The sequence below is a fragment of the Actinomadura pelletieri DSM 43383 genome (assembly GCF_003634705.1).
Lineage (GTDB): Bacteria > Actinomycetota > Actinomycetes > Streptosporangiales > Streptosporangiaceae > Spirillospora > Spirillospora pelletieri.
In genome coordinates this window covers 290,423-317,081 of record NZ_RBWU01000005.1, presented here as the reverse complement: position 1 = coordinate 317,081, position 26,659 = coordinate 290,423, and the positions used below count along the sequence as shown (strand labels likewise).

General features: G+C 71.0%; 28 protein-coding genes. 16 read left to right on the top strand and 12 right to left on the bottom strand.

The genetic code is table 11. The annotated features are described in order from the left end of the window. Nucleotides 1-133: 133 nt before the first annotated feature. On the top strand, nt 134-1,090 hold the full coding sequence (locus BZB76_RS23315) for a zinc-binding dehydrogenase (RefSeq protein ID WP_121436536.1): 957 nt from the start codon (nt 134-136) through the stop codon (nt 1,088-1,090). On the opposite strand, the gene BZB76_RS23310 is transcribed toward BZB76_RS23315, so the two are convergent. Then, nucleotides 1,074-2,249: an alpha/beta hydrolase family protein gene (locus tag BZB76_RS23310; protein WP_147449504.1), complete on the bottom strand. Its 1,176-nt coding sequence runs from the start codon at nt 2,247-2,249 to the stop codon at nt 1,074-1,076. The genes BZB76_RS23315 and BZB76_RS23310 overlap by 17 nt on opposite strands. 119 nt (nt 2,250-2,368) lie before the next feature. Between BZB76_RS23310 and BZB76_RS23305 the strand changes: the two genes are divergently transcribed. Continuing rightward, the gene (locus BZB76_RS23305) at nt 2,369-4,282 is read left to right on the top strand and encodes a TNT domain-containing protein (RefSeq protein ID WP_246007136.1); all 1,914 of its coding nucleotides are present in this window, start codon (nt 2,369-2,371) and stop codon (nt 4,280-4,282) included. An 86-nt stretch (nt 4,283-4,368) separates the two neighbouring features. Here the strand turns inward: BZB76_RS23305 and BZB76_RS23300 are convergent, their stop codons facing one another. Together BZB76_RS23300 and BZB76_RS23295 are read right to left on the bottom strand one after the other, a co-directional pair. Next, nucleotides 4,369-5,028 (bottom strand): hypothetical protein, encoded by a 660-nt coding sequence (locus BZB76_RS23300; protein ID WP_121436534.1) that lies wholly within the window; start codon nt 5,026-5,028, stop codon nt 4,369-4,371. Nucleotides 5,029-5,071: 43 nt separating this feature from the next. After that, nucleotides 5,072-5,878, bottom strand: coding sequence for a class I SAM-dependent methyltransferase (locus tag BZB76_RS23295; RefSeq protein ID WP_246007135.1), 807 nt, complete (start codon nt 5,876-5,878; stop codon nt 5,072-5,074). Nucleotides 5,879-6,026: 148 nt separating this feature from the next. Here BZB76_RS23295 and BZB76_RS23290 point away from each other — a divergent pair, with 148 nt between their 5' ends. Beyond that, nucleotides 6,027-7,595 (top strand): hypothetical protein, encoded by a 1,569-nt coding sequence (locus tag BZB76_RS23290; protein WP_121436532.1) that lies wholly within the window; start codon nt 6,027-6,029, stop codon nt 7,593-7,595. A 46-nt stretch (nt 7,596-7,641) separates the two neighbouring features. On the opposite strand, the gene BZB76_RS23285 is transcribed toward BZB76_RS23290, so the two are convergent. Next, a complete protein-coding gene (locus BZB76_RS23285; protein ID WP_121436531.1) occupies nt 7,642-7,899 on the bottom strand; it encodes a putative acetyltransferase in 258 nt (85 codons plus the stop codon). Nucleotides 7,900-8,012: 113 nt separating this feature from the next. On the opposite strand from BZB76_RS23285, the gene fdxA reads away from it, so the two are divergent. The 8 genes from fdxA to BZB76_RS23245 all read left to right on the top strand — a co-directional run bounded on the left by fdxA (nt 8,013) and on the right by BZB76_RS23245 (nt 14,674). Next, nucleotides 8,013-8,339, top strand: coding sequence for a ferredoxin (gene fdxA, locus BZB76_RS23280; RefSeq protein WP_117400147.1), 327 nt, complete (start codon nt 8,013-8,015; stop codon nt 8,337-8,339). Nucleotides 8,340-8,461: 122 nt separating this feature from the next. After that, entirely contained in the window at nt 8,462-9,547 is a 1,086-nt protein-coding gene (gene dapC / locus BZB76_RS23275; protein WP_121436530.1) for a succinyldiaminopimelate transaminase, read from the top strand. Between the two features lie 164 nt (nt 9,548-9,711). Continuing rightward, nucleotides 9,712-10,338 carry a DUF4178 domain-containing protein gene (locus tag BZB76_RS23270; protein WP_121436884.1) on the top strand — a complete coding sequence of 209 codons (627 nt, stop codon included), beginning with the start codon at nt 9,712-9,714 and terminating at the stop codon, nt 10,336-10,338. 3 nt (nt 10,339-10,341) lie between these two features. Next, the gene (locus BZB76_RS23265; RefSeq protein ID WP_121436529.1) at nt 10,342-10,908 is read left to right on the top strand and encodes a DUF2617 family protein; all 567 of its coding nucleotides are present in this window, start codon (nt 10,342-10,344) and stop codon (nt 10,906-10,908) included. Next, nucleotides 10,905-11,342, top strand: coding sequence for a DUF4247 domain-containing protein (locus tag BZB76_RS23260; protein ID WP_246007134.1), 438 nt, complete (start codon nt 10,905-10,907; stop codon nt 11,340-11,342). The genes BZB76_RS23265 and BZB76_RS23260 overlap by 4 nt, the downstream gene beginning before the upstream one ends. Nucleotides 11,343-11,352: 10 nt before the next feature. Further along, nucleotides 11,353-11,790 carry a DUF350 domain-containing protein gene (locus BZB76_RS23255; protein WP_121436528.1) on the top strand — a complete coding sequence of 146 codons (438 nt, stop codon included), beginning with the start codon at nt 11,353-11,355 and terminating at the stop codon, nt 11,788-11,790. Between the two features lie 179 nt (nt 11,791-11,969). Then, complete coding sequence (locus BZB76_RS23250) at nt 11,970-13,481, top strand: polyamine aminopropyltransferase (protein WP_246007191.1); 1,512 nt, start codon at nt 11,970-11,972, stop codon at nt 13,479-13,481. A gap of 50 nt (nt 13,482-13,531) precedes the next feature. Next, nucleotides 13,532-14,674 carry an acyl-CoA dehydrogenase family protein gene (locus BZB76_RS23245; protein ID WP_121436527.1) on the top strand — a complete coding sequence of 381 codons (1,143 nt, stop codon included), beginning with the start codon at nt 13,532-13,534 and terminating at the stop codon, nt 14,672-14,674. A 13-nt stretch (nt 14,675-14,687) separates the two neighbouring features. On the opposite strand, the gene BZB76_RS23240 is transcribed toward BZB76_RS23245, so the two are convergent. Further along, entirely contained in the window at nt 14,688-16,097 is a 1,410-nt protein-coding gene (locus BZB76_RS23240) for an adenylyltransferase/cytidyltransferase family protein (RefSeq protein WP_121436526.1), read from the bottom strand. 179 nt (nt 16,098-16,276) lie between these two features. On the opposite strand from BZB76_RS23240, the gene thyA reads away from it, so the two are divergent. Genes thyA through BZB76_RS23225 form a run of 3 tightly spaced genes read left to right on the top strand, consistent with a single transcriptional unit; the run spans nt 16,277 to nt 18,122 of the window. After that, on the top strand, nt 16,277-17,173 hold the full coding sequence (thyA, locus tag BZB76_RS23235) for a thymidylate synthase (protein WP_121436525.1): 897 nt from the start codon (nt 16,277-16,279) through the stop codon (nt 17,171-17,173). Continuing rightward, the gene (locus BZB76_RS23230; RefSeq protein ID WP_121436524.1) at nt 17,170-17,682 is read left to right on the top strand and encodes a dihydrofolate reductase; all 513 of its coding nucleotides are present in this window, start codon (nt 17,170-17,172) and stop codon (nt 17,680-17,682) included. The genes thyA and BZB76_RS23230 overlap by 4 nt, the downstream gene beginning before the upstream one ends. Then, nucleotides 17,679-18,122: an HIT family protein gene (locus BZB76_RS23225; protein WP_121436523.1), complete on the top strand. Its 444-nt coding sequence runs from the start codon at nt 17,679-17,681 to the stop codon at nt 18,120-18,122. The genes BZB76_RS23230 and BZB76_RS23225 overlap by 4 nt, the downstream gene beginning before the upstream one ends. Nucleotides 18,123-18,155: 33 nt before the next feature. Here the strand turns inward: BZB76_RS23225 and BZB76_RS23220 are convergent, their stop codons facing one another. The 4 genes from BZB76_RS23220 to sigJ all read right to left on the bottom strand — a co-directional run bounded on the left by BZB76_RS23220 (nt 18,156) and on the right by sigJ (nt 22,074). After that, nucleotides 18,156-18,530: a VOC family protein gene (locus BZB76_RS23220; protein ID WP_121436522.1), complete on the bottom strand. Its 375-nt coding sequence runs from the start codon at nt 18,528-18,530 to the stop codon at nt 18,156-18,158. Between the two features lie 43 nt (nt 18,531-18,573). Then, complete coding sequence (locus BZB76_RS23215; protein ID WP_170180712.1) at nt 18,574-19,869, bottom strand: MFS transporter; 1,296 nt, start codon at nt 19,867-19,869, stop codon at nt 18,574-18,576. Then, complete coding sequence (locus BZB76_RS23210) at nt 19,848-20,984, bottom strand: glycosyltransferase family 4 protein (protein WP_246007133.1); 1,137 nt, start codon at nt 20,982-20,984, stop codon at nt 19,848-19,850. The genes BZB76_RS23215 and BZB76_RS23210 overlap by 22 nt, the downstream gene beginning before the upstream one ends. A 190-nt stretch (nt 20,985-21,174) precedes the next feature. Beyond that, the gene (gene sigJ / locus BZB76_RS23205) at nt 21,175-22,074 is read right to left on the bottom strand and encodes an RNA polymerase sigma factor SigJ (RefSeq protein ID WP_121436520.1); all 900 of its coding nucleotides are present in this window, start codon (nt 22,072-22,074) and stop codon (nt 21,175-21,177) included. A 160-nt stretch (nt 22,075-22,234) separates the two neighbouring features. Here sigJ and BZB76_RS23200 point away from each other — a divergent pair, with 160 nt between their 5' ends. Continuing rightward, nucleotides 22,235-23,773: an MFS transporter gene (locus BZB76_RS23200; protein WP_121436519.1), complete on the top strand. Its 1,539-nt coding sequence runs from the start codon at nt 22,235-22,237 to the stop codon at nt 23,771-23,773. Here the strand turns inward: BZB76_RS23200 and BZB76_RS23195 are convergent. Further along, a complete protein-coding gene (locus tag BZB76_RS23195) occupies nt 23,723-24,121 on the bottom strand; it encodes a hypothetical protein (RefSeq protein ID WP_147449503.1) in 399 nt (132 codons plus the stop codon). The two genes, BZB76_RS23200 and BZB76_RS23195, sit on opposite strands and share 51 nt — an antisense overlap. Before the next feature lie 62 nt (nt 24,122-24,183). Beyond that, the gene (locus BZB76_RS23190) at nt 24,184-25,098 is read right to left on the bottom strand and encodes a hypothetical protein (RefSeq protein WP_246007132.1); all 915 of its coding nucleotides are present in this window, start codon (nt 25,096-25,098) and stop codon (nt 24,184-24,186) included. A 44-nt stretch (nt 25,099-25,142) separates the two neighbouring features. Between BZB76_RS23190 and BZB76_RS23185 the strand changes: the two genes are divergently transcribed. After that, nucleotides 25,143-25,979: a 2,3,4,5-tetrahydropyridine-2,6-dicarboxylate N-succinyltransferase gene (locus tag BZB76_RS23185; protein WP_121436517.1), complete on the top strand. Its 837-nt coding sequence runs from the start codon at nt 25,143-25,145 to the stop codon at nt 25,977-25,979. On the opposite strand, the gene BZB76_RS23180 is transcribed toward BZB76_RS23185, so the two are convergent. Further along, the gene (locus BZB76_RS23180; protein WP_147449502.1) at nt 25,969-26,652 is read right to left on the bottom strand and encodes a 4'-phosphopantetheinyl transferase family protein; all 684 of its coding nucleotides are present in this window, start codon (nt 26,650-26,652) and stop codon (nt 25,969-25,971) included. The two genes, BZB76_RS23185 and BZB76_RS23180, sit on opposite strands and share 11 nt — an antisense overlap. Nucleotides 26,653-26,659: the final 7 nt, after the last annotated feature.

Below are 26,659 nucleotides of genomic sequence, written 5' to 3'. Positions count from 1 at the left end.
CTGCGGGGTGTGATACGCGCGAAAGCTTACAGAGGTGCGTGGGGCGAGAAAAGCGATTCGTTGGGAACGGCTTGACCTCGATCGGGCTTGAGGTTGCACGCTGCGGGTGACGAGCGAGAACGAAGGGGGCGTCATGCGTGCCGTGTGGTTGACGGGGTTCGGTGGGCCGGAGGTGCTGGTGCCGGGGGAGGCGCCGGATCCGGTGCCGGGTGAGGGGCGGGCGCTGGTCGCGGTCGAGTTCGCGAACATCACGTTCGTGGAGACGCAGATGCGGGCGGGGACCGGTCCGGCTCCGGTGCGGTGGGAGCCGCCGGTGATCCCGGGCAACGGGGTCGGTGGCGTGGTGACGGCGGTCGGGGACGGTGTCGACGGGCGGCTGGTCGGGCGGCGGGTCGTGAGCGGTACCGGCGGGACCGGCGGGTACGCGGAACTGGCCGCGGTGGACGCGGAGGGACTGTTCGAGGTGCCGGACGGCTTGGCGCTCGACGACGCGGTGGCCCTGCTCGCGGACGGGCGGACCGCGACGATGATGCTGCGGGCGGCGCGGGTTCGGCCGGGAGAGCGGGTGCTGGTGGAGGCCGCGGCCGGTGGGGTCGGGACGTTGCTCGTCCAGTTGGCGAAGGCGGCGGGCGCCACGGTCGTCGCGGCGGCCGGGGGCGGGCGGAAGTCGGAGGTGTCGTTGCGGCTCGGCGCGGACGAGGTCGTCGACTACCGCGAACCCGGGTGGGCCAAGGGCGTCGGCGACGTCGACGTGGTGTTCGACGGTGTCGGCGGTGACGTGGCCCGTGAGGCGTTCACACTGCTTCGGCGGGGCGGTCGGATGGTCGGGTTCGGTATGGCGAGCGGCGAGTGGGCGGCGGTCTCCGAGGAGGATGCGGCCGGGAGAGGTGTCGCGCTCGTCCGGCCCTCGGCGACGCCGGACGAACTGCGGGAGTTCACGATGAGTGCCCTCGGTGAGGCCGCCGCAGGGAGGCTGCAACCGGTGATCGGGCAGCGTTTCCCCTTGGACGGCGCCGCCGACGCGCACCGGGCCATCCAGTCGCGTTCCACGGTCGGCAAGACACTGCTGGAGGTCAGGCGACCCTCTTGAGGAAGGCGGCGAGGGCGGTCTCGTAGGCGCCGGGGTCGACGTTCCACGACTCGGTGTGGTCGCCTGCCGTGCGGATGTGGGTGACCATTCCGGGTGGGGCCGTCCGGGCGAAGGTGTAGGCGGGGCCGTTGGCGACGGTGGCGTCGTCGTCGGCGGTGAACAGCAGCACCGGCGTGCGCAGTTTCGGCGCGTACGGGCGCTGGTCGAAGTCGGACAGGTCGATGTCGATGCGCCATTCCAGGATGCGTTTGGCGGCCCCGACGAGGAAGCCCGGCAGGTGGCGGGCGTCGCCCTGCATGTCGAGGGTGGCGTTCCAGTCCATGGCGGGGGAGTCGAGGACGACGCCGCGGACGAACGAAGGGTCTTTGCGGAGCGTCGTCATGGCCATCGCACCGCCCATGGACCAGCCGTACAGGACGACGCCCGTCGCGCCGTGCGCCCGCGCGTAACCCACGGCGGAGACGACGTCGTGCCACTCGGTGTCGCCGAGGTGGTTCTTTCCGTCGCTGGACGGCGGCGCGCCCACGTCGTTCCGGTACGCGATGGCCAGCATCGGCATTCCGGTGCCGTGGACGGCGCGCATGGCACGGAACGTCTCGGCCTTGTCCGCGTTCCGTCCGTGGACACCGATGACCCAGGTGCTCTTGGGTGTCGTGCCCGGAATCAGCCAGGCGGGCATCAGCCCGGCCTCGGACGGATACTTCACGTCCTGGAAGGCGAGCCCCAAGGCCCGTTTCGGGTCGCCGTCGTAAACCCAGTGGTCGATGGTCGCGGGAGCGCCTTTGACCAGCGTGCCCTCGACGACCGACTCGACCTTGCGTACGACCTGCCCATCGTTGCCGCCGACGACGGGACCCAGTAACGCGCGACCGCCCTTCCAGGCGAGGGCCCATGTTCCGGAACGTTCCGTCGCCGCGTCACGCGGCAAGGTGACCGTGCCGTTTCCGACGGCCACGATGGTGTGCGGATACTCGGACGAGTGGTCGACCTGGATCGCGACGCCCGCGAAGTACCAGCCGATCCCGCCGACGGCCGCGCACAGCAGCACGACGAGCGCGACGGCGGCCGCCATCAGCGGACGGGCACGGCGCCGCCGCCGACGCCGGCTCGGGGAGTCGGGGGCGGCGGGGGTGGGCGACTCTGGTGTGGCGGTCGACACGGCATAAGAAGTTAACCCCCCTCAAGCGTCACGGAGGACACGCCACTCCGCAATCAGTGATCAGTGCGGTTAACCTGCCGGAAAGGTGCCATCGATCGGACGCAGGGAGGGAGGCGGGGGTGACGGGGCACAGCGACCGCATCGCGGAGGCCGAGGGCCGGGTCATCGAGTGCGCGCGGCGGACGGCGCCCCCGGGCTGGCGGCGGATCGACCTGCACTGCCGGGCGACCGTCGCCGTCAACGACGTCACCCTGACCGTGCTGACCGGTGACGGCGAGACGGTGACGGCGCAGACCGTCCCGGAGGAACTGACCGGCCTGCTGATGGAACTGCGCCGCGCGCAGTACCTGGTGGATCAGGGAACGTGGTTCTCGATGGCCGCCATCATCGAGCCCGAGTCGGCGCGAACGCTGTACAACCACGACTTCGACCCGCTGTGGAATCCGCAGATCCCGCCGGAGGCCTGGCGGCGCGACCAGGTCGTGATGCCGCGTGACCGCGAGCACATCCCGAGCTGGCTGGGCGACCGGATGCGGGACCGCGAACCCGGCCCCGCGCCCACCGAGCCCGGCCCGCTGAACCCGGTCGAGCAGATGGAGTTGCTGTCGAACCGGGTCACGCTCGTGATCGCCGACCAGGCGCCGCCGCTGTGGCGGACGATCTCCGGGCACTACCAGGCGGTCGGCGGGCATGTGGAGTTCCCGGCGATGACGTGCCACCTGGCGGACGGCGCCGTGAAACCGTGGAAGGCGCCCGGGGCGGCCGTGGCCCTCTTCGAGAGGCTCCGCGCCGGGACGCACGCGTTCCAGGGGTCCACCTGGTCCCGGATCGACGTCGAGGTCGTGTACGAGGACGGCGACGTGCGCTGCCGGGCGAACTTCACCTACGACGACGAGCCCCGGTGGGCGTCGGAGCCGTCCACAGACGACGTGCGTCAGGAGCTTGAGCGGTTCCCCCGCGACGAGGTCCCGGAGTGGATGGCGCGCCGCCTCGGCACCCCGCCCCAGCCGCCGCAGCCCGCCGCGCCGCCCGCGCCGCCCCCGCCCCCGCCGCCCGGCGGGCTGCGCCGTGCGCGGATCTTCGACCATGCGGGACCGGACGGCGACCGTCCCGCCGTGTCCCGCCCGCCCGTCCCCCCGGACGAGGTGGAACGCATAACGGACTACCTGCGGAAATGTCCGATCGTGATGGCGGCCCGGTCGAACGCCCCCGACCGGCTCGACCCGTCACGCGGCGCGGTCGTCCCGCTGACGTTCCACACCGATGGGACGTGGGTCTGGTCGGGAGCGGTGCCCTACTACCTGAGCGAACACGGTGTCCCCCCAGAAGCCGATCTGGTCGCGCACATACGCGCCAACGGTTTCCAGGTCCCCACGGTGGACGACGACACCATGAGCGCGGCGAACGCGGTCGTGACCGGTCGGGAGCCACCCGAACGTGCCGTCCCGGCCGATCCGCGACCGGAATGGAAGGACACGCTCCAGAATCGTCTCGACCAACTTCGCGTCGCCCGGACGTCCTACCGCATCGACGACACTGAAGAAGGCGTCTGGTGCCTTGTGCAGGACGGAGAAACCTGGTCGGTGTTCCAGATGCGGAACGGCGATCAGTACAAGACGGCCACGTTCGACGACGCCGAGCAGGCCGCCGCCCAGTTGCTCGGACGACTTCTCCTCGACCCGGGGCACGTCGTCCGGGAGAACCGGTTCGAGCCGCTCAGGGGCGAACCGCCGCTCACCCTCCTACGCGACCGGCACGTGACGGAGTTGGCCGCCGGAACGGAGGTCGACCGGTACGGCGGCTCCGACGGCAACATGGTCTACGCGGCGCGCATCCCGTACCCGTACCGGTCGTTGCCGCGCGAGTGGCAGGACCGTCCGTACCACGTCTACCGGTTGCAGCGGCCGGTGGAGGCGCTGACGGGCACGGCCGTGCCGTGGTTCGGTCAGCCGGGCGGCGGCAAGGCGTACGTGTTCGGCCGGTCGGTCGCCGACCTCCTCGCCGACGGCACCCTCGTCGAGGTGCCGCGCTGATCAGGCACCGCTGATCAGGCACCGCTGATCAGGCACCGCTGATCAGGCACCGCTGATCAGGCACCGCTGATCAGGCACCGCTGATCTCAGCCGCTGCCGATCGCCGAGACGAGACCGAGCGCCAGCAGCAGGTCGAGGTGGATGAACGTCTCCAGCTTCGCGCCCGGCGGCACGTCCGGGTCGCCCGCGAGACGGTCGAGGACGGCGAGCGCGGCCGGGGCGTCCAGGTCGTTCGCCAGGGCGGCCTCCGCCTCCGTCGCGTACGCGCGGCTCATGGGGCGTCCCGCGGCCGTCGCCCATTCCGCGACCTGGCCGCGCCATGTGTCCAGACGGTGCGCGGCCCGCGACAGCCGCGTCCCGGACGCCTCCAGCGGTTCCCGGTAGGGGACCTCCAGCATCGCCAGCCGAGCCGTGAGGGGGTCCACGGACGTCCAGTCGCCCGTCTCGCGTGGCACGGTCAGGCACCACCCGTCCGAGGGTGTCTCGGACACGTACAGGTCGGCGTCCGGCATCGGCGCGTCGAGCACCTCGAACGGCGCGACGCTGTACTCGGCCAGACCCTCGCCGGCGAGCGACGGGACGCACGCGACCCGGACGCGGCGCCCGGCCCGTTGCGCGACCCGGCGCAGCAGGTCGGCGACCACCGGTACGCGGCGGCCCGCCGCGTCCATGACCTGGACGCGCAGCCCCGGCCCGGCGGGCAGCGGCTCCGGCCGCCCGGTGCGATGGTCGAACACCCGCAGCATGCCCCCACCCTAGGGCGGGCCGCCCCGGGGGCGGATCGGCGGGTCAGATCAGCGGGCCGGACGGTGTCGGGCCGAACGGCATCGCGCCCGGCAGCGGCGCGGCGCCGTCCGGTTTGCGGACGGCCGCGAACCGCAGCCGCACATAGTCGGCGACCCATCCGGACTCGCGGCGCAGTGCGGGCGCGGCCAGGTCGTTCACCCGGTCGAGCAGCGGATCGACCAGCTCGGGCGGGACGTCGGCGAGCGCGCGGCTCGCGTAGGCGCGGACCCAGTCGGCGGCGCCGTTCGGGCCCTCCGTCATCCGGGTCGGCCGGTCGGCGTGCTCCAGCAGCCGCAGCGTGAAACCCGCGTCCTCCAGCTTCGCCGCGTACTCGGCGGGGCTCGGGAAGTACCAGGGCAGTTCCGGCTCGCCGAGACCGAACACCCGCCAGGCGGTCTGCATGGCGACGATCAGCTCGGCGCAGTTCCCGGCGCCGCCGAGCTCGCCGACGAACCGGCCGCCGGGCCGCAGCGCGGCGTGGACGCGTCCGATCACGGCGTCGGGGTCGCGGGTCATCCAGTGCAGGGCCGCGTTCGAGGCGACCGCGTCGAACGACTCGCCGACGGTGAAGTCGTGGGCGTCGCCGACGACGAAGGACAGCCCCGGCTGCGTGGCGGTCGCCTGCGCGACCATGTCCGGGTTCCCGTCGATGCCGAGCACCTCGGCGCCTCGCTCTGCGATCTCCGCGCTGAACGCCCCGGCACCGCACCCGAGGTCGATGATCCGTTCACCGGGTTGCGGATCGAGCAGGTCGACCAGGGGCGCGCCGTGCGCGGAGACGTACCCGAAGGCGGAGTCGTACGTCGTCACGGCCCAATTCACTGTCACAATTTATCGGACAATCACCGCCGGGCGGCGTTTCTCCCACATGGCGGCTCGCCCCGAACGGCCCGCTCCCGGCCGGGCGTCTCCGATACCTTGCGCGTTCAAGAAGAACCCGACCCTTCCGGAGACACGCATGGCCATGCCCCCCAAACGGCCCCCCGCACAGCCGGGTCCCGGCAGGACGGAACCCACGGCGTCGACGATCGTCCGGCGGCTCGAGTGGAAGAAGGCTCCGCCGTTCGTCGCCTTACTGCTGGCCGGCGCGGCGGGGCTGGGCGCCTGGGCGCTGCTCGGCCTGGGCACCACGGGCGCCATCGCCGCCGGCGGTGGGGCCGTCCTGCTTGTGGCGGGCGCGATGTTCATCGTGCTGAGCGTCGTGCGCGCCCGCACCGAGTTGGGCCCGGACGGCATCAGGAACCGGTCCATCCGCAAGGAGGTCTTCGTCCCCTGGGACGACATCGAGGACATCGTGGGCCTGGACTCTCCGCCCCGGACGATCACTCTGGTGCTCCGCGGTGGCGGGCAGCTCACGCTGGCGGCCGTCGTCGACAACGGCACCACATCGGAGGGTCTGGACTTCGACGACACCGTCGCCCTCATCCGGGAGCGCGCCTCCCTGGACGAGGACGGCGCCGGAGAAGCGCCACGCCCGCCGGCGCGGCCGCTTTCGCTCCGCCCGTCACGGCGCCCGCTGCTGTGGGTGGTGCCGGCGATGATCGTGATCGTGGCCGTCGCGGCGCGCGCCTTCGGCACCGTCCAGCTGTCGCCGATGATCGGTCTTTCGGCCATGGCCACGGTGTACTGGATCACGCTGGCCCTCAAGCTGCTGCGCGGACGGACCGAGGCCGACGCGGAAGGCATCCGGAACCGCCTCATCCGGCGCACCACCGAGATCACGTGGCACGACGTCACCGGCGTGTCGGTGACGCCGTCCCTGTTCGGCCGAATCGTGATCGTCCAGCGGCAGAAGGGCAAGCCGCAACAGCTGGCCGCGCCGCGCGTCGGCCTCCTCGCCCGTGACCCCGGCTTCGACGCCACGGTGGACGCGTTGGCGGCCCTGGCGCCCCCACGCATGAGCGTGAACAAGCCCCCGGCGCCGGCCGTCCGCATGGTGCAGGTGGGCATGCTCCTGATATTCGGAGCAGCGGCGACGCTCGCCTGGAGCCCCTGGCTCGACGCCTGGTGGCCCGGCCGTGAGGAGGCGCAGACCCTGCCGCGCGCCTGCGCGGTCGCCGACCCCGTCCTGGCCAGGCAACTGCTCCCCGGCCACCAGGGCGCGAGGGGCAACCACTATGACGGTCGCCTGGCCCCCTCGTCCGACTGTAGCTACTCGGACGGCGACGACGGTGACCTGGAGATCGAGGTGGAGCTGGAGCGCCGGAGCGGCTTCACCGGCGCCATCGAGGAGGCCCGCGCCAGCTACGCCGACTCCCGGCGCTCCGCCGAAACCGTGGCGCGGCAGCGGATCACGACCGGCAAGAACTGGACGCTCATCACGGGCGACGTCCCCGGCCTCGGCGACCAGGCGTGGCGGAGCGTCACCGTCCACCGGAGCGACGGCGTGACCGACATCCGGTTGCTGGTCCGGCACCGGAACGTGCTGCTCGACATCCAGTACACCGTCCGGCGCCCGAAGGAACAGGCGGGCGCCGACGCCGAGAGGCTCGCCCGTACCGCCCTGAGCCGCATCGAGTTCCGCTGAGGGAGGCCGCCTCGCCACGACCCCTCGGGGTGCCCGAGGGGCCGCCTCAGGGCGCCTCGCGAGGGCGCCGGCGGGGCGGCGGGGTCGGTGGGACGACCTTCGCCGCGACCATCGTCTCCTCCGGCACCTCGACCAGTTCACCGGTCCGGCGGCGCACTGACAACATCTTGTCCGCCCAGGATTCGAGGACGCCCACGACGTCGCTGTACTCTCCCGTTGGCAGACGGCGGCGCAGGGAGATTCGCCGGCCCACGTCGGCGTCGCTGATGGTCACCACCAGCCGTGCGGCGAATCGGCCGGCCACGTGTGCACCCCCCGTGTCGAATCGACGGCGCCGTGGTGGCCATACTATTCACAGCGAGCTTGCGGTGAGCCGTGACGTGCGGCGGGGCCGGAAATCCGAGAGGAGTCACTGACGTGACCTACGTCATTGCGCAGCCCTGCGTTGACCTGCTCGACAAGGCATGCATCGAGGAGTGCCCGGTCGACTGCATCTACGAGGGCAAGCGCATGCTGTACATCCACCCGGACGAGTGCGTCGACTGCGGTGCGTGCGAACCGGTCTGCCCGGTCGAGGCGATCTACTACGAGGACGACACGCCCGAGCAGTGGAAGGACTTCTACAAGGCCAACGTGGAGTTCTTCGACGACCTCGGCTCGCCCGGTGGCGCCTCCAAGGTCGGGAAGATCGACAAGGACCACCCGATCGTCGCCGCGCTGCCTCCGCAGAGCCAGGAGGACTGAGCCGGGAGGCCCTACGAACGCGTCCGCAAGGGCGCGTTCGAAGGGCCGTCTGCGTGGTTTCCGGGCCGTGGCCTCCCTGTGCGGGGGCCACGGCTCCACGGTTTCGGATGAGGGGTGGGGACGTGTTCACGCTGCCGGACTTCCCATGGGATCGGCTGGCGCCCTACAAGGAACGGGCGTTGAGCCACCCGGACGGCATCGTCGACCTGTCGGTCGGCACACCCGTCGACCCCACGCCCGAACCCGTCCGGGCCGCCCTCGCCGGAGCGGCCGACGCGCCCGGATATCCGGCGACCTACGGGACGCCGCGGCTGCGCGAGTCGGTCGCGGGATGGCTGCGCCGCCGGGCCGGGGTGTCCGGCGCCGATCCCGCCGCGGTGCTCCCGGTGATCGGCACGAAGGAGCTGGTCGCGCTGCTCCCGACGCTGCTCGGCGCCGGGCCCGGCGACAAGATCGTCTTCCCCGAGCTGGCCTATCCGACCTATGACGTCGGCACGCGGCTGGCCGGGGCCGTGCCCGTCCGTACGGACGGGCTGCTGTCCCTCGGCCCGGTCACGCCCAAGATCGTGTGGGTGAACTCGCCGTCCAACCCGACCGGGAAGGTGCTGCCCGCCGAGCATCTGCGCAAGGTCGTGGCGTGGGCGCGCGGGCGCGGGTCGATCGTCGTCAGCGACGAGTGCTACCTGGAGTTCGGCTGGGACGAGGAGCGCCCGCCGGTCTCGATCCTTCATCCGGACGTGTGCGACGGGTCCCACGAGGGGCTCCTCGCGATCAACTCGCTGTCCAAGCGCTCCAACATGGCGGGCTACCGCGCCGGGTTCATCACCGGTGACCTCGGCCTGGTGAAACGGCTGCTGGAGGTCCGCAAGCACGCGGGCATGATCGTCCCGGCTCCGGTGCAGGCGGCGATGACGGTGGCGTTCGACGACGACGCCCATGTCGACGAGCAGCGGGCGCGGTACGCGCGCCGCCGCGCCGACCTGCGGGCCGCGTTCGAGAAGCACGGCTTCCGCGTCGACCACTCCGAGGCGTCCCTCTACCTGTGGGCCACCCGGGACGAGCCGTGCTGGGACACCGTCGCGCATCTGGCGTCCCTCGGCGTCCTCGTCGGCCCCGGCGAGTTCTACGGTCCGGGCGGCGCCCGGCACATCAGGATCGCCTTCACCGCCACCGACGACCGTGTCGCCGCCGCCGTCGGCCGCCTCTGACCCTGGTCACGCCGCTCCAAGCGGTTTTGTTTCGGTTCGGGCTAATTCGCGTGCAACCGATGGCTCGTTTGATACGTCTGAACGCGGTATGGGCCTGGGAGGCCACAGTCGGTAGTATCCCGCTGGTCTGAGGCCGTGCGGTAGACGAAACGATGGAGGTGTACATGAGTGGACCAGTGATAGTGATTCTGCTGGCGCTGATCCTGGTCGCCTTGATCGTGCTGATCATCGTGCTGTTGCGGCGCCGCTCCGGGACGGGTCCGTCCGCCCCGGCGCCCGCGCCCGCCGCGCCGCGCGACCCGTTCGCCGCCGAGGACCAGGTGGCCGGCGACCCGCGGACGCTGAAGGCCGGCGACATGGTCGAGTACCTCGGCACCCGCTACTTCGTGCGCGGCTCGCTGCGCCTCAAGGAGGGCGGCTACACCTGGAGCGAGCACCTCCTGGACGCCGACACGATCGAGGGCACCAAGGTGTGGATCTCCGTCGAGGAGGACCCCGACCTCGAAGTCGTCTGGTGGACCGAACACGACCCGGGCGAACTGACCCCCACCGAGCGGACCATCGTCGTCGACGGCGTCGAGTACCGCCGTGAAGAGCACGGCACCGCCGACTACACCAGCGAGGGCACGACCGGCGTCGGCGTCCAGGGACGCGTCGAGTACGTCGACTACGAGGGCCCGCGCGGCAAGTACCTGTCGTTCGAGCAGTACGGCGGCGGCCGGTGGGAGGCGGGGCTCGGTGAACGCGTCCCGACCGGTTCGATGACGATCTATCCGGGCAGCGGTGGCTGACCGGTGCACACCCCCCTCGACACCCCCTACGCCGACGCACGCGCCGACGCGCTGTCGTTCGCGCTCGGCCTGCCGCCGCTGGACGCCCTCGCCGTCCTGCCGGTCGAACGCGGCGGGCTGACCGTCGAGATGCGGCTTCTCGGCGCGTCCCACCAGGTCATCGCCGGTCCGCTCAGCGAGACGGTGGCGTGCCTGCCCGGCGACGCCGAGCCGCTGCCCGGACACGCGAGCACCGACCTGCCCGGCTGGACGTACGAGTTCGCCGCGACCACGGCGGCGCTCAGCGACGACTCGGCGTTCCGCCGCGCCGTCGAGGCCCTCCGCGAGCGGCTCGCCGACCGCGGCGACGCACTCACCGGGGACTTCCCCGGCTCCCCGCACGCCGTGACCGCCCTCGCGCTGGAACAGACCGTCCTGGAACGTGCCGCCGGACGGAGTCCCCGACCGCACACCCCCGAAGCACGGACCCCCGCACCGGAGGAGACCGGGATCGGCTGGCGGACGTGGCACGCCTATCCACAGACCCGGGAGATCGTGATGACGCGGAGCCGACTGGTGAGACCAACGTGAACAGCAGACACCGGATGATCGGCGCCGGCTGCGCCGCCGCCCTGACGGTCCTGGCGCTCGGAGGCTGCGGAGGCACCTCCCAGGAGTCCTGGATCGGCGACAAGTACAAGAAGGCGGGAACGGACACCTACCGGTCCCCGAAGGCGCCGCAGACCGTCGCCACGGAGATCAACAAGAAGTTCAGGGCGATCGACCGGGTGGACAGCCTGGCGACCAGGGGCGCGGCGGGCGGCATCTTCCTGCGCTACCCCAAGCTGGTCGTCGGCGTCCTGCCCAACGGTCCGGGCAGCCAGATCACCCTCTCCACGCCGAGACGCGGCTACGACCGCTACTACTCCCACGTCAGCGGGTACTGGGCCAGGCCCGGCAGCAACGGCTGGACCAGCAGCGGCGCCGCGAACTTCCGCGGCGGCGGGCCAGGGTCGGGCAAATAAGGAGCAACAGATGGACGACCTCTTGGACGAGATCGGCGCCACCTTCGCCTACGGCGCGATCGGCATCGCCCTGATGGCGATCGGCTACCTGGTGGTGGAGGTGACGACCCCCGGCCGGCTCGGCAAGCAGATCTGGACCGACGGCAACCGGGGCGCCGCGCTGCTGCTGTCGGCGAAACTCCTCGGCATCGGCGCGATCGTCACCACCGCGATCATCACCAGTGACAACGACCTGAGCGACGGTCTGGTCGACACGGCGGTGTTCGGCGGCATCGGGATCATTCTCATGATCATCGCGTTCGTGCTCCTCGACGTGACCACGCCGGGCAAGCTCGGCGCCACGCTCGTCGACACGGAACGTGCCGGATCGGGCATCCACCCCGCCGGGTGGGTGGTCGCCGCCGCCGACCTGGGCGTCGCCGCGATCGTCGCCGGGGCGGTCTCCTGACGTCCCGCGACGTGGACGAGACGGCTCCGCCGGTGGCGGAGCCGTCACCGGCTGAGCGGTCACAGCCCGAACACGACCGGCCCGAACACGACCGGCCCGAACACGACCGGCCTGAACACGACCGGCCCGAACACGAGCGGCCCGCCGGGCCGGGCGTTCCGGCGCGGGTCGCGCGGGCGCTGGTCCTGGCGGCCGTGTTCACCTGCGCGGCCTGCGGGCTGGTGTACGAGCTGGCGCTCGTCGCGCTCGGCAGCTACCTCGTCGGGAACTCCGTCACCCAGGCGTCGATCGTGCTGTCGGTCATGGTCTTCGCGATGGGCATCGGGTCGCTGGCCGCGAAACCGTTGCAGGGCCGTCCGGTCGTGGCGTTCGCCGTCGTGGAGGGCGCCCTCGCCCTCACCGGGGGCCTGTCCGTCCTGGCGCTGTACGCGGCGTTCGCGTGGCTCAACCTGTACGTCCCGGCGCTGGTGGTGGTGGCGTTCGCGGTCGGCGCGCTGATCGGCGCCGAGATCCCGCTGCTGATGACGCTGCTCCAGCGGATCCGCAGGCAGGACGCGGGCAGCGCCGTCGCCGACCTGTTCGCCGCCGACTACGTCGGGGCGCTCATCGGCGGGCTGGCGTTCCCGTTCCTGCTGCTGCCGGCGTTCGGGCACATCAAGGGCGCGCTGCTGGTCGGCGTCGTCAACGCGGTCGCCGGGATCGCGGTCGTCCTCTGGCTGTTCCGCCACCAGATCGGCCGCCTCGCGAAGGTCGCGCTCGGCCTCGGCATGGTCGCGGTCCTCGCCGTCCTCGGCGGAACGTATTCGCTCGCGGACGGTTTCGAGGTGTCCGCGCGGCAGGCGCTGTACGCCGATCCGATCGCCCTGTCGAAGCGCACCGGCTACCAGGAGATCGTCATCACCCGGGCGGTCTCCATCTCGGGCCGCCCCGACGTCCGCCTCTTCCTGAACGGCGATCTCCAGTTCTCGTCCGTGGACGAGTACCGGTACCACGAGTCGCTCGTCCACCCGGTGATGCCGGGCCCGCACGGCAAGGTCCTGATCCTCGGCGGCGGTGACGGCCTGGCCCTGCGCGAAGTCCTCCGCTACGACGACGTCGACTCCGTGACGCTCGTCGAACTCGACCCGGAAATGCTGCGCCTCGCCCGCACCTACGGGCCCATCGCGTCCCTCAACCGTCACGCGTTCGACGACCCCCGCGCGAACGTGGTCGCCGCGGACGCGTTCTCGTGGCTGCGCGGCCTGAACCAACAGTTCGACGCCGTGATCGTCGACATGCCCGACCCCGACGACGTGTCCACCGCGAAGCTGTACTCCGTCGAGTTCTACGGAATGGTGAAACGGGCGCTGGCACCGGGCGGGCGGATGGTCGTCCAGTCGGGCTCGCCGTTCTTCGCGCCGAAGTCGTTCTGGAGCATCGAGAAGACCATCGCCGCCGCCGGTTTCGCGACGACCCCCTACCACGTGGACGTGCCGAGCTTCGGCGACTGGGGCTACGTCCTGGCCTCGCCCACCCAGAAGCCGACCCCGGCCCTCGCGCCCAACGCGCCCGCCCTCCGCTTCCTGGACGCCCCACTCCTCCAGGCGGCGACGGTGTTCCCCAAGGACCGCCGCGTCCGCGCCGTGGAGATCAACACGCTCGTCCATCCCCGTCTCGTCGAGTACGCGCGCGACGAATGGAAGAACGCCTGAACGTACATTGATCCTGTACCGGGCCTGACTTTCACCGAGGGGACCGCCGGATGGGACGCGACATCTTCACCGAGGAACACGAGACCTTCCGCGAAATGGTGCGCGCCTTCATCGCCAAGGAGGCGGCGCCCTTCCACGAGCAATGGGAGAAGGACGGCGTCGTCTCCCGCGAGGTGTGGCTGGCCGCCGGACGCGCGGGCCTCCTCGGCATCGACATGCCGGAGGAGTACGGGGGCGGCGGCGAATCCGACTACCGCTACTACGTCGTCCTCAACGAGGAAATGGCCCGCGCGGGAATCCACGGCCCCGGCTTCGCCGTCCACAACGACATGATCGGCGCCTACCTGCGCCGCCTGTGCACCCCCGAGCAGAAGGCCCGCTGGCTCCCCGGCTACTGCTCCGGCGAGACCATCACCGCGATCGGAATGACGGAACCCGCCGCGGGCTCCGACCTTCAGGGCATCATGACCACCGCCGTCAAACGAAACGATCACTACGTCCTCAACGGCTCGAAGACGTTCATCTCCAACGGCGTCCTCGCCGACCTGGTCATCGTCGTCGCCAAGACCGACCCGTCCGCCGGGGCCAAGGGCGTCAGCCTCCTCGCCGTCGAACGCGGCATGGACGGCTTCTCCCGCGGCCGCAACCTCGACAAGATCGGCATGCACGCCCAGGACACCGCCGAACTGTTCTTCGACGACGTCCGCGTCCCCACCGCGAACCTCCTCGGCGAGGAGGGCATGGGCTTCGTCTACCTGATGCAGAACCTCGCCCGCGAACGCCTCTCCATCGGCGTCTCCGCCCTGGCCGCCGCCGAGGCCGCGTTCGAGCGGACCCTCGACTACGCCAAGACCCGCGAGGCGTTCGGCCGTCCCATCGGCAAGTTCCAGCACAACCGCTTCACCCTCGCCGAGATGAAGACCGAACTCACCGTCGCCCGCGCCTTCACCGACCAGTGCATCGTCAAGGACGGAAAAGGCGAACTGTCGGCCGAAGAGGCCGCCATGCTCAAGTACTGGACCACCGAACTGCTCAAGACCACCGTGGACCGCTGCGTCCAACTCCACGGCGGCTACGGCTACATGACCGAATACCCCATCGCCAGGTCTTACCGCGACGTCCGTGCCCACACCATCTTCGGCGGCACCACCGAAATCATGAAGGAAATCATCGGACGCTCCCTCGGCATCTGACGGGCCGGCGCGGTCAGGGGGTGGGCGGGGTGGTGGTGTCGACCCAGATGAGTTCCACTCCGGCGGAGCGGAGGACGTGGTCGCCCTCCAGGACGGAGTAGGGGCCGGTGAAGAAGCAGCGGCGGATGCCGGACTCGGCGATGAGGCGGGCGCAGGACGGGCACGGGAACGTGGTGACGTAGAGGTCCGTGCCTTCGAGGGAGACGCCCTTGCGGGCGGCGCGGCCGATGAGGGACGCCTCGGCGTGGATGGCCGTGGAGAGGTCGGCGCGGTCGCCGCGCCGGAAGTTGTTGCGCGGGTCGCCGTCGATGTAGGGGGCGTACTCGGTGGGGAGGTGGTGGTTCCACGCCTCGTCGATCACGCCGTTCTCGCCGACGATGACGGCGCCGACCCGGCGCCACCAGTCGGAGCTGCGGGACGCCAGGGCCTGGGCCAGTGCCGTGTACTCGCGGGCGAGTTCGTCGGTGCTGACCGCGCCGTCGTGGTCGGCGGGGCGTCCGGCGCGGCTCCATTCGCGGTCCCAGAAGAGGAACACCGGGTCGAAGGTGACCTTGGTGCGGGCGGCGAGGTCGTGGGCCTCGATCACATCGCGCATGAGGGCGTCGTCGGGGACGGTGAGTTCGTCGGCGTGGACGGCGTCCGGCAGGTCCGCGGGCTCGACGACGGTGACGACCGTCGACGGGCGGGAATGGCGGAGATAGTCGGCGGCGCGGTCGGGGTCGAGAGCGCGGATGTCCTTGCGGATGACGGGGAACGCGTCCGCGAAACCGCGGCCGAGGATCAGGATTTCGGAGGCGTCGTTGTGGCGGTCGAGGAATGACTCGAAGGCCGACGTCAGGACCGGGAGGTACAGAAGGATCTGCTTGTCGCGGTTGTCGGGGGTGTGGGGGCGCGCGGCAGGGGAGTCGATGGCACCCAGTTGGATGCGGCGCAGGCGCGCGGAGGTGCTCACGGTCGACATGCGTTCCAGGACCTCGACCCGGCCGCAGTACTTCGACTCCAGTTCGGCGATCTCCTCGGGGGTGTAGGTCTCGGCGGTCGCGACGAGGATGTCGGGACGGACGAGCTTGATGAGATGCCATTTGGGGTCGGTCTCCCTTTTCAGGGTGACAAGGCCGACTCCGCGCTGGTGGGTGACCATGCGCAGCCGTTCCATCTCCGGTACGGCCGGGCGGTGGCGTCCCTTTCTGGCCTGGACCTTGGCGTCGCTGTCGACACCGACGATGAGGAAATTGCCGAATCCGCGTGCCGCTTCGAGATAGCGGGAATGGCCTTCGTGGAGAATGTCGAACGAGCCGCTGGTGAGGACGATCTTCTGCCCGAGGGTGCGAAGTGCCGAGACGATCTCGCGCAGCCGCGTCTCGTCGGTGACGAAGCGCTGATCGAAGCTGGACGCGTCGTCGAACAGTCCCTCGTAGAACAATGTCGTCCCTTACCTTGGTAGCGCGTCTACCGGTGTCATCGTAGCGCTTGGCGTGCGCCGGGGAGGCCGCCCGGCCTGCGGCGCGGCCCGGCGGGTGCCGCCCAGGCGGTGGTCGCGCCGGTGGTAGCCTCGGCAGTCCGGCCCGCCGGAGCCTGGTAGTCGCGCGGAAGTGAAACCCCATGTCGTACAAGCCCGTGGAGCAACGGACGCCCGATTCGCAGTATCGGGATCTGCTGGAGCGTATCTCGAACGAGGGCATTCCGGTTCCCACCCGGCAGGGGCCCAAAGCGTTCACGTTGATGCAGCAGACGCTTTCCTATGATCTGTCCAATGGGTTCCCGCTCATTCCGGACCGGAATATGGGGAGTTTCTGGCGAAAGCCGATCGGTGAGCTGTGCGCCTTCATCAACGGTGCGCGGACCCTGGACGAGCTCGCCGAGTTCGGCTGCGACTGGTGGGGGCCCTGGGCGACCGAGAAGAAGACGTCCTCGCGTGGCCTTCCGCCCGGCGACCTCGGTCCCGGGTCTTATGGGGCGGCCTTTCACGACTTCCCGGCGGGCGAGGGTGAGGGTTTCGACCAGTTCAAGCATCTGGTCGAGCAGATCAGCGACCTGCCGGACCTTCGGACGCATTTCGTCTCACCGTGGATTCCGCAGTACCAGACCCGGGGGAGAGGGAAGATCAGCGGCTCCACGATCGCGCCCTGCCACGGGTGGGTTCATGTGCGCGTGCTCGGCGGCGGGCTGCATCTGCACATGTTCCAGCGGTCGGGGGACGTCCCCGTCGGCGTCCCGTCGAACATGGTGCAGTACGCGGCGCTGACGCTGATGCTGGCGCACCTCACGGGCGTCGAGGCGTCGCACTACTACCACACCATTTCCGACGCCCACATCTACGAGGACCAGTGGGAGAGCGTGGAACTGCTGAGGGAACGGGAGCCACGGCGACTTCCGACGGTGACGTTGAATGCCGAGGGGAAGAAGGTCGGCGACATCCACGACTTCCGGGCGGAACATTTCGAGGTGACCGACTACGACCCGCATCCGGCGATTTCCCGGATCCCGGTGGCGACATGACGGTCACGATCGTCGTCGCCGCGGCGGAGAACGACGTCATCGGGGCGCGCGGAGAACTTCCCTGGCACATCCCCGAGGATCTCCGGCATTTCAAGCGGGTGACGATGGGCCACACCGTTCTCATGGGGCGGCGTACCCACGACTCGATCGTGCGGCGGTTGGGCAAGCCGCTTCCGGGGCGGACGTCGGTGGTCGTGAGCCGGTCGGCGGGCGGTGCGACGTCCGAGGGAGAGCTGCACTGGGCGTCGTCCATGGACGAGGCGCTCGAAGTGGCGCGGCGGCTCGGCGATGGAGAGGTGTTCGCCATCGGCGGCCGGGCCGTGTTCGAAGCGGTGCTTCCGCAGGCGGAGCGCATCGTGTTGACCCGGGTGCATCGGGAGTTCGAGGGGGACGTCAGCATGCCCGCGGGGTGGCTCGACGGGTTCACCGAAGTCGAACGCGATGACGAGAGCGGCGAGACGAGCGAGATCCCGTTCTCGATCATCACCTACCGCAGGACCGGCGCGTGAGCCTCTACTGCCTGGAGAACCACCGCACGCAGGAGCAGCTGCTCCGTATGCAGGATCTGGAGCGGCGAGGGGTCTGCCTGTTCTGCCCGGACGGGCTCGCCGAGCACTCCGGGCTGGAGCCCGTCTGGAGCGGCGGGTCATGGACGATCGCGCCCAACGACTTCCCCTACAAGAGCACGAGCCTGCACCTGCTCCTCATCCCCACAGAGCACGTCACGGACATGGCGGACCTCTCCGACGAGGCTCGGACGGGCTTCTTCGACGCGCTGCTCTTCGCACGCGAGAAGTACGGCCTCGACAGCTACGGGATCGGTGTCCGCAACGGTCTCTGCGAGCGCACCGGCGGCACGATCCGGCACCTTCACGTGCATCTGCTGGTGGGCGACCCGGCGACGGCGGCCGAGTCACCGGTTCGCATGAGGTTCAGCTCCGCGCTCTGACGGCGGGCGGGACGCGGGCCCGAGCGCGCGTCGTCAGGAGCGGTGGGAGAGTTCCTGGACGTTCCACCCGTTGCCGTCTGGGTCCTTGAAGAAGACGAAGCGTCCCCAGGGGAAGTCCTGCACCTCGCTGACCTCGGCCCCGCGGGCGACGAGTGCGGCGCGGGCGGCGTCGGCGTCCTCGACGACGAGTTGCAGCCCCTGGTGGGAGCCGGGGACCATGGCGTCCTCCAGCCCGGTCCCGAAGGCGATCGAACACGCCGACCCGGGCGGCGTCAGCTGCACGAAGCGAAGATTCTCGTTGACCCGATGATCGTGGTCGAGGTTGAAGCCGACCGTCTCGGTGTAGAAGGCGATCGATCGATCCACGTCCGAGACGGGGATGGTCACCAGTTCCAGTTTGAAGTCCATGGAACCCTTCTATCCCACGGGACCGACATTGCACTTTTCCAGCTCAGGCCGGCCCCGGGTCACGATCCGACGCTGGGGCGGGGGCGCGGATCAGGAACGTCCCGGCGATGACCACCAGACCCGACAGGGCCAGCACCAGGCGCGCCGGGACCATCCCGAGCGGGCTCACGTCCCACCGGTCGAGCAGGTCGGCCGCGGCGCCCGACAGCAGCGCCGCGAGCGCCAGCCCGAACCGCAGGACGGCGTGGAACGCCGTCAACGCCAGGTTCCGGGGATACCCCTCCAGGCTCTCCTGCAGGTACGTGATCCCGCCGACGAGCGCGGCGGTGGCGGCCCCACCGAACACGACCGCGCCGACGAACGACCAGGTGATCGAGGCGACCAGGCCCATCATGGCGATCGTCGCGCCTTGCAACGCGACGGCCGTCCTGATCTGCGTCACCAGATGCCACCGGCCACGCCGGACGATGATCAGACCGGTCACCGCGCCCACGCCGAACAGCGCCACCAGCACCCCGAACCCGACCGGGCTCGCGTCCAGGACGTTCCGGACGAAAACCACCCCGAGCGAGAACAACGCCCCCAGCCCGAGCGAGACGACCGCGACCCCGGGCAGGACGCCACGGACGACGCGGAGCCGCAGCGCGTCCAGGAACCCGCCCTGCTGCTTGGCGTCCCGGTCCGCGGCCGTCCACCGCTCGCCCGGCGCGGGGCCGAGATCGGGAATGGAGCGGATCGCGAAGTACGACACGAGATAGGTGAGCGCGTTCAGCCAGAACACCAGGACATAACGCCAGTGGCCCTCCCACCCGACGTTGTTCGACGCCCACAGCAGCAACCCGAACGCGCCCGCGCCCACCGGGATCATCCCGTAGGACGTCGCCATCGTGATGCCGTTGGCGACCTCCAGCGTGCCGGTGTCGTGCTCCTCGCCGTGCTTGCTCTCGTCCCGGTCCTCGATCAGGAACGGGATGGCGGCGTCCCGGGCGGGCAGGAAGCACAGGCCGACGACCTCGATGGCGAACGCCCAGAAGTACACCCACCACAGCCACGGCAGGACGGGCAGCGCCACCGCCATCCCGACCCGGATCAGGTCGGAGTTCAGCAGGACGGTGCGGCGCCGCCACCGGGTGACGACCCGCGCGGCGACCGGCGCGCCGAGCGCCGACGGGAGCAGGCGCAGCACCAGCACGCCGCCCACCGCCGTCGTGGATCCGCTCAGCTCCAGCACGAAGTACATGAGGGCGAGCGTCCCCATCCAGTCTCCTAAAGAGGAGACCGTCTGGCCCACCATGAGCCGCCGGAAGTCACGGCGGTTCAGCTGCTCCTTGAGTCCCATGCGGGTTCGACCCCCCGTACCGCGTCCTGAGACCGCGCGTCCCACCGGTCCGCGGGTTCGACGGGAGCGCCGCGCAGCAGCGCGGCGAGCCGGGCGGCCGCCCGGTCCCAGCACCATGTCTCGCGCACCCAGCGGCGGCCCTCGTCCCCCATGCGGCGGGCACGGGCCGAGTCTGCCAGCAGGTCGTTCAGGACGCGTGCCAGCCCGTCCGCGCGTGTCGCGTCGACGAGGTGGCCGGTGCGCCCGTCGAGGACGGACTCGGGGCTGCCGCCGGACCGTCCGACCACGACCGGCAGCCCCGCCGCCGACGCCTCCAGCACCGACAGGCCGAGTCCCTCGACCTGGAGGCCGCGCCGCTCGTCCCGGCACGGCAGGACGAACACGTCCGCGGCGGCGTAGTAGCGCGGCAGGTCGGCGGCGGAGACGGCCCCGGTGAGCGTGACCGAGCCCGGTGCCTCCCGCGCCGCCCGGTCGGCGAGCGGGGCCCGCGTGGGCCCGTCCCCGACGATCACCAACCGGGCCCCGGGATGGCGCCGGACGACGTCGGGCCAGGCGTCCAGCAACCGGTCATGGCCCTTGCGGCGGACGAGCCGGGAGACGCTGAGGACCACCGGCCCCGGGCCGAGACCGTGCCGCCGCCGCACCGCCCCGCCGTCCAGGCCGGGACGGAACCGCAGCGGGTCGACGGCCCCGGCGAGCTGCACCAGCCGTGTCCGGTCGCCGAGGACCGCCGCCATCTCGCCGCGCGTCCGGGCGGTGAGGAAGGTGAGCGCGTCGAAGGCCGGGGCGACGGCGCGCAGCGCGGCCCGGGTGGGCCCGGCCCGGAACCAGCCGATCTCCTGGCCGTGGGTGGAGCCGACCAGCCGCCGCACGCCCGCCGCCCGCACCAGCGGCGCGTACATCGCGAACGGCGCGACCGCGGGAATCCAGCACGCCTCGACGCCATGCCGGGCCGCGAGGCGCCGCAGCCCCCGGAACAGCAGGTAGCAGTGCCGCCGGACGACCGGGAAGTCCAGCCCGGCGTCGAACCGCGCCGCCCCGGGCCAGGCGGGCGCCACCACCAGCAGCCGGTCTGCGGGCAACCGCCGCACCAGCTCCCACGTGAACGTCTGCACACCCCCGGGCTCCGGGGGGAAGTGCCCGGTCATCACGAGAGTCCGGGGTATGTCCATGGGGACCCGTCTTCCCCCGCAGCGGGCCGTCATGCACGAAATCCCCTGCGTAGGGGGGCTGTACCGGGTCCGGTGCCACCCACACCGGACCCGGTCGCCTCACCCGGGGAACTATCCCTACCAACAAAGTAGCTTATTTCTCGTCGATGTGGGAGAGCTTGTCGGGGTTCGCCACGGCATAGATGCCGCGGACGCGCTCATCGTCCGGAGCGAGGTCCAGGACCATGACCGCGAACGGCGCGTCCGCGTCGAACAGCACCGCGGACGGGTCGCCGTTGACCGTGCGGTACCGGACGTCGAGCCGCTCGGCGTCCTCTTGCCGCGCGGTGGCGCTGATGACACGCGCCACCTTGTCGCGACCGTGCACGGGACGCAGCGGCCCCCGCGCGCCGCCGGCGTCCCGCCACAGCGTCACGTCCGGCGCCATCAGCTCCAGCAGCCCGGCGAGGTCGCCGCCCAGCGCCGCCTTGAGGAACCGCTCCGTGACCTGCCGCTGCACCTTCGGATCCGCCTGGCAGCGTGGACGGCGCGCGTGGACGTGCTCGCGCGCCCGATGCGCGAGCTGCCGCACCGCGGACGGACTCCGGTCGAGGATCGTCGCGATCTCGGTGTGCGCGTAGCCGAAGACCTCCCGCAGCACGAACACGGCCCGTTCCAGCGGCGTCAACGTCTCCAGCACCACCAGCAGCGCCATCGAGACCGCCTCGGTCCGCTCGGCGGACACGCCCGCGTCCGGCTGGCTCACCAGCGGTTCGGGCAGCCACGGCCCGAGGTACGTCTCGCGGCGGCGGCTGATGTCGGCCTGCCGGGCGAGGGCGGTGTTCACCGCGATCCGCACCAGGTAGGCGCGGGGGTTCTCGATGCCGTCCGCGCCGTCCGCGGCGTGCCTGGCCGTCCAGGACAGCCACGTGTCCTGCAGGACGTCCTCGGTGTCGGCGACGCTGCCGAGCAGGTTGTAGACGACCGAGAACAGCAGCTCCCGATGATCGGCGTACGCGCGGGTGGCGACGTCCTCGGTGATGCGGTCCGGCATGGCTGACCTCCAGTGCGCTCACCCCCGAGAGCCGCCCGCCACCCGGAATGTGACATCTCCCGCCGAAATGTGATGTGAAGCTCATCATCCGTCGGTCGTGTCACATTCGGCGCTCCGAATCCCCTCAAGGAGGGCGACAAGCACGAACACGGAGGTTCCCATGACGGACACTCGCCCGTCCTTTCTCGCGACCGGGCGCGGCAAGCTGACCCTGACGCTGCTGTGCGCCATCGCGTTCCTCGACTTCATCGACGCCTCGATCGTCAACGTGGCGCTGCCCGCGATCCGGCGGGACCTGGACTTCTCCGTCCAGGACCTCCAGTGGGTCCCGAGCGGTTACCTGCTCACCTACGGCGGGTTCATGCTCCTCGGCGGTCGCCTCGCCGACCTGCTCGGCCGTCGCCGCGTCGTCCTGGCCGGGACGGTCCTGTTTTCCCTGTCGTCCCTGGTCGGCGGGCTGGCAGTCAACTCGGGGATGTTGGTCGGTGCGCGGCTCGCGCAGGGCGTCGGGGCGGCACTGATGTTGCCCGGAACGCTGTCGATCCTGACGACCACGTTCAAGGAGGGCGGCGACCGCGCCAAGGCCCTCGGCGCGTGGGGAGGCGTCGCGGGAGGCGCCAGCGCCGCCGGGGTCCTGCTCGGCGGCGTGCTCACCGAGACGCTCGACTGGCGCTGGGTGATGCTCGTCAACGCGCCCGTCTGCGTCCTGGTGATCATCGGACTGTTCCTGCTGGTGGAGGACGACCGCCGGTCCGCGAACCTGGCCCGCTTCGACATCGGCGGGACGGTCCTCGTCACCTCCGGCATGCTGCTGCTCGTCTTCACCCTGGTGAAGGCCCCGGAGGTCGGCTGGGACGCGGCCCGCACCATCGGCGGCCTCGCCGGGACCGTCGTGCTGCTGACCGCGTTCGTCGTCAACGAGCTACGCCACCGCAACCCGCTGCTCCCGCTGTCGATCTTCCGGGTGCGCGGGCTCGGCGTCACCAACGTCGCCTGCCTCGTCGCGGTCGCCGGGCTCATCTCGATGTTCTTCTTCCTCAGCCTCTACATGGTGAACATCCTCGGCTACTCCCCGATGAGGACCGGCGCGGCCTACCTGCCGCTGTGCGTCGGCGTCGGCGTCGCCGCAGGAATCACCCCGCGACTCGTCGCCCGCACCGGTACCCGCCCGCTGATCGTCGTGAGCCTGCTCGTGACGGGCGCGGGGATCTACTGGCTGTCGCGCATCCCCGTGGACGGCGCGTACCTGACCGACCTGCTGCCGGGCCTCATGGTCACCTCGTTCGGCCTCGGCATGGCGTTCGTCTCCATCACCACCGCGGCCAACGCGAACGTCCCCGCGGACAAGGCCGGTCTCGCCGCCGCGCTGCTCAACGCGTCCCAGCAGATCGGCGGCGCGCTCGGCCTGGCGATCTTCTCCGCGGTGGCCACGTCCCACACCGAGTCCCTGCTCGCGGACGGCAGGCCCGCGGCGGAGGCCATGACCTCGGGATTCGCGAGGGCACTGCTCGTGTGCAGCATCTTCCTCGCGGCCGCCGCCGTCGTCGCGCTCCGCTCCGCCAACACCCGCGGCGAGGCCACCGACGTCCAGGTCGAACCCCGCTCCGAGAAGGTTCCCGTCACACGAGTGGCACAAGCGGGCCGAACTTCACCACACCGAATCGACGCTGAGAGCCGCGATGGGCAAGAAGGGGCGTGACTCGCTGCGGGTCACCGACGTGTCGTATTCGCCCTCGCAATCCTTACCTGGGAGCAGGTACAGGACGACGTCGATACCGCCCTTCCAGGTGTTGGCGGCGGAGCGGATCGGGAACGGCGTGTTGAAACATCCGCGGCCTGCCTCCCACGTCGTCATCTCGCCCTGGAAGTAGGGCTCCGACCAGCCGCACAGCGAGCGTTCGGGGCAGCCGTGGAAGGTGGCGCCGGTCGACGCGGACGCGAGGGACACCGGCCCCATCGTCGAAGCCGCCGCCACCGCCGTCACAAGTGAGACACGCGCTAAGAGTCGCCTCATGATGTACTCCTCTTCGTTGGTGCGGTCGCCCACATGATCACCTTTAATGGCGACAAAGTAAACAAACTCACCAAATCAGAGCAAAACTCAATATGTCACTTGATGATCACTGTGTGGGTGGGGGCGGCGGGGTCCTTGGTCCAGCCGTCGTGGCCGGCGTCGGCGCGCCAGTGGCGGCCGGCGTAGCGGACCTCGGTGAGGCCGTAGGGCTGGGCGTGCGTCACCGCCCACGCGGCGACCGTCCAGCCCTCCCGGGGGTTGGCGACCTTCACCGCGTTCCAGGACTCGGGGCGGGGGGCGGCGCCGGCCTTGATCGGGCCGGGGCCGCCGACGCGGAGGTCGTCGCCGAACGCGCGGCGCATCTCCCGCAGCGCCTCCGGGCGGCGGGACGCGGTCCGCTTGCCGGGCGGGTACCAGCAGCGGGCCGCGGCGGCCTCGCGTCCGGTGAACGCGGCGGCGAGGACCGTGCCGTCGTCCTCGTGGCGGGCGTAGGCGCGGCCGTCGGCGCTGCGCTGCACGCGCTGCGCCGCGTCGTGCAGGTCACGGTCGAGGTAGCCCTTCACCTTGACCAGCGCGTTGAAGAACTTGGTGGTGGACGCGACGGGGTCGCGGAGCACATGCGGTTCGCCCCAGCCCTGGGAGGGGCGCTGCTGGAACATGCCGACCGAGTCGCGGTCGCCGCCCGGCAGGTTGCGGATGTGGGACTCCTGGATCGCGGTCGCGTAGGCGATCACCGCGGCCCGCTCGGGAAGCCGTTTGCGGAGGGCGACCGCCGCGATCGTGGCGGCGTTGGCGGCCTGCTCCAGATCGAGGGGCATCTTGCCGGCGCTGGTGGTCACCTCGCAGCCGGTGCCGTGCAGGTAGGGGCGGGCCTTGTGGAACAGCGCGTATGCGGCCACGCCGATCAGCACCACCACGATGGACACGCCCGCCGCCCAGCGCCGCCCCCGGTGGCCGCCGCCGTCCGGTCCCTCGTGCGGCGGCGTCTTCATCCTCGCCCAAACAGCCACGCGAAGACGGTACCGGGAACGGGCCACCAGTAAGCTCAGTGGCCATGACCGATACGTTCACCAGCCCGATCTCCGGCGTCATCGACGAGCTGTGGGAGCGGCGCGCCGAGCTGACCCCCGAGGACGGCGACGCCAAGGCCGCCATCGTCGCCGCCGTCGACCAGCTCGACTCGGGGGAGGCCCGGGTCGCCCAGATCGACCCCGGCACCGACGAGGTCGTCGTCGACGAGCGGGCCAAGCGGGCGATCCTGTTGAGCTTCAAGGTGCTCGGCATGGTGCGCTCCCAGGTCGGCGACTTCCAGTACCACGACCGCATCCCGTTGAAGACGCGGCTGGACGGCGTGCGCGTCGTCCCCGGCGCGATCGCCCGGTGGGGCGCGCATCTCGCGCCCGGCGTGGTGCTGATGCCGTCGTTCACCAACATCGGCGCCTATGTCGACTCGGGGACGATGGTCGACACGTGGGCGACCGTGGGGTCGTGCGCGCAGATCGGCAAGAACGTGCACCTGTCCGGCGGTGTCGGGATCGGCGGCGTGCTGGAGCCGCCCAACGCCAAGCCGGTGATCATCGAGGACGAGGCGATGATCGGCAGCCGGTCGATGATCGTGGAGGGCGCCCGGGTGGGGCGCGGCGCGGTGGTCGGGTCCGGCACGAACCTGTCGGCGTCCATGCCGGTCATCGATGTCGAGACGGGCGAGGAGATCAGCCGGGGCCGCATCCCCGACTGGTGCGTTGCGGTCGGCGGCACCCGGCAGAAGGAGTTCGCGGGCGGCACCTTCGGGCTACCGGCGGTGCTGATCCTCAAGCGGCTGGACGAGGGGCGGCGGCACGACAAGGCGTCCCTCAACGAGATCCTGCGGGACCACGGCGTCAACACCTGAGTTCGGTGATCTTGAGGGGCCGGTCGGTGAGCGCGGCGACCGCGGCGGCGTAGCCGGGCCCGGGGTCCAGATCGGCGAGGCGGACGGGCGAGACCGCCGCCTCGCCGTCCCAGGCGACGACCTCGGCGGGCTCGTCGGGCGCCGACACGTGGATCTCGGTCATGGGCGCGGCCAGACCGTGGCCCGTCGCCTTCAGCAGGGCCTCCTTGCGGGTCCAGTAGCAGTGGAAACCGCGGCCGCGGTCGGCCATGGCGGCGAGCGCCGCGCGTTCCGGCGCGGCGAGGACCGCCTCGGCGAGCCGGTCGACGTCGCGGTCGTTCTCCTGCTCCACGTCCACCCCGACCTCGACGCCCTCGGCGAGGACGACGACGACGCGCTCGCCGGAGTGGGAGAGCGAGAAGTCCACGCCGGAGCCGGGCACGCGGGGCTTGCCGTGCGTGCCGCCGCAGTGCGGGCAGTCGGTGGTGAACCGGATGGTCGCCGGGTCGAGTCCGGTGGCCGCGGCGAGGGCGGTACGGGCCAGGAACCGTCCGGTGACGAAACGGGCCTTGTCGGCGGGGCGGAGGAAACGGTCGTAGCGGTCGCGCTCCTCGGTGGTCAGCAGGGCGCGCATGTCGGGGGTGTCGGTGGGGCGCGCCCAGTGGACGGCGCACTCCAGCACAGGCAGGTCCACGCTCGCG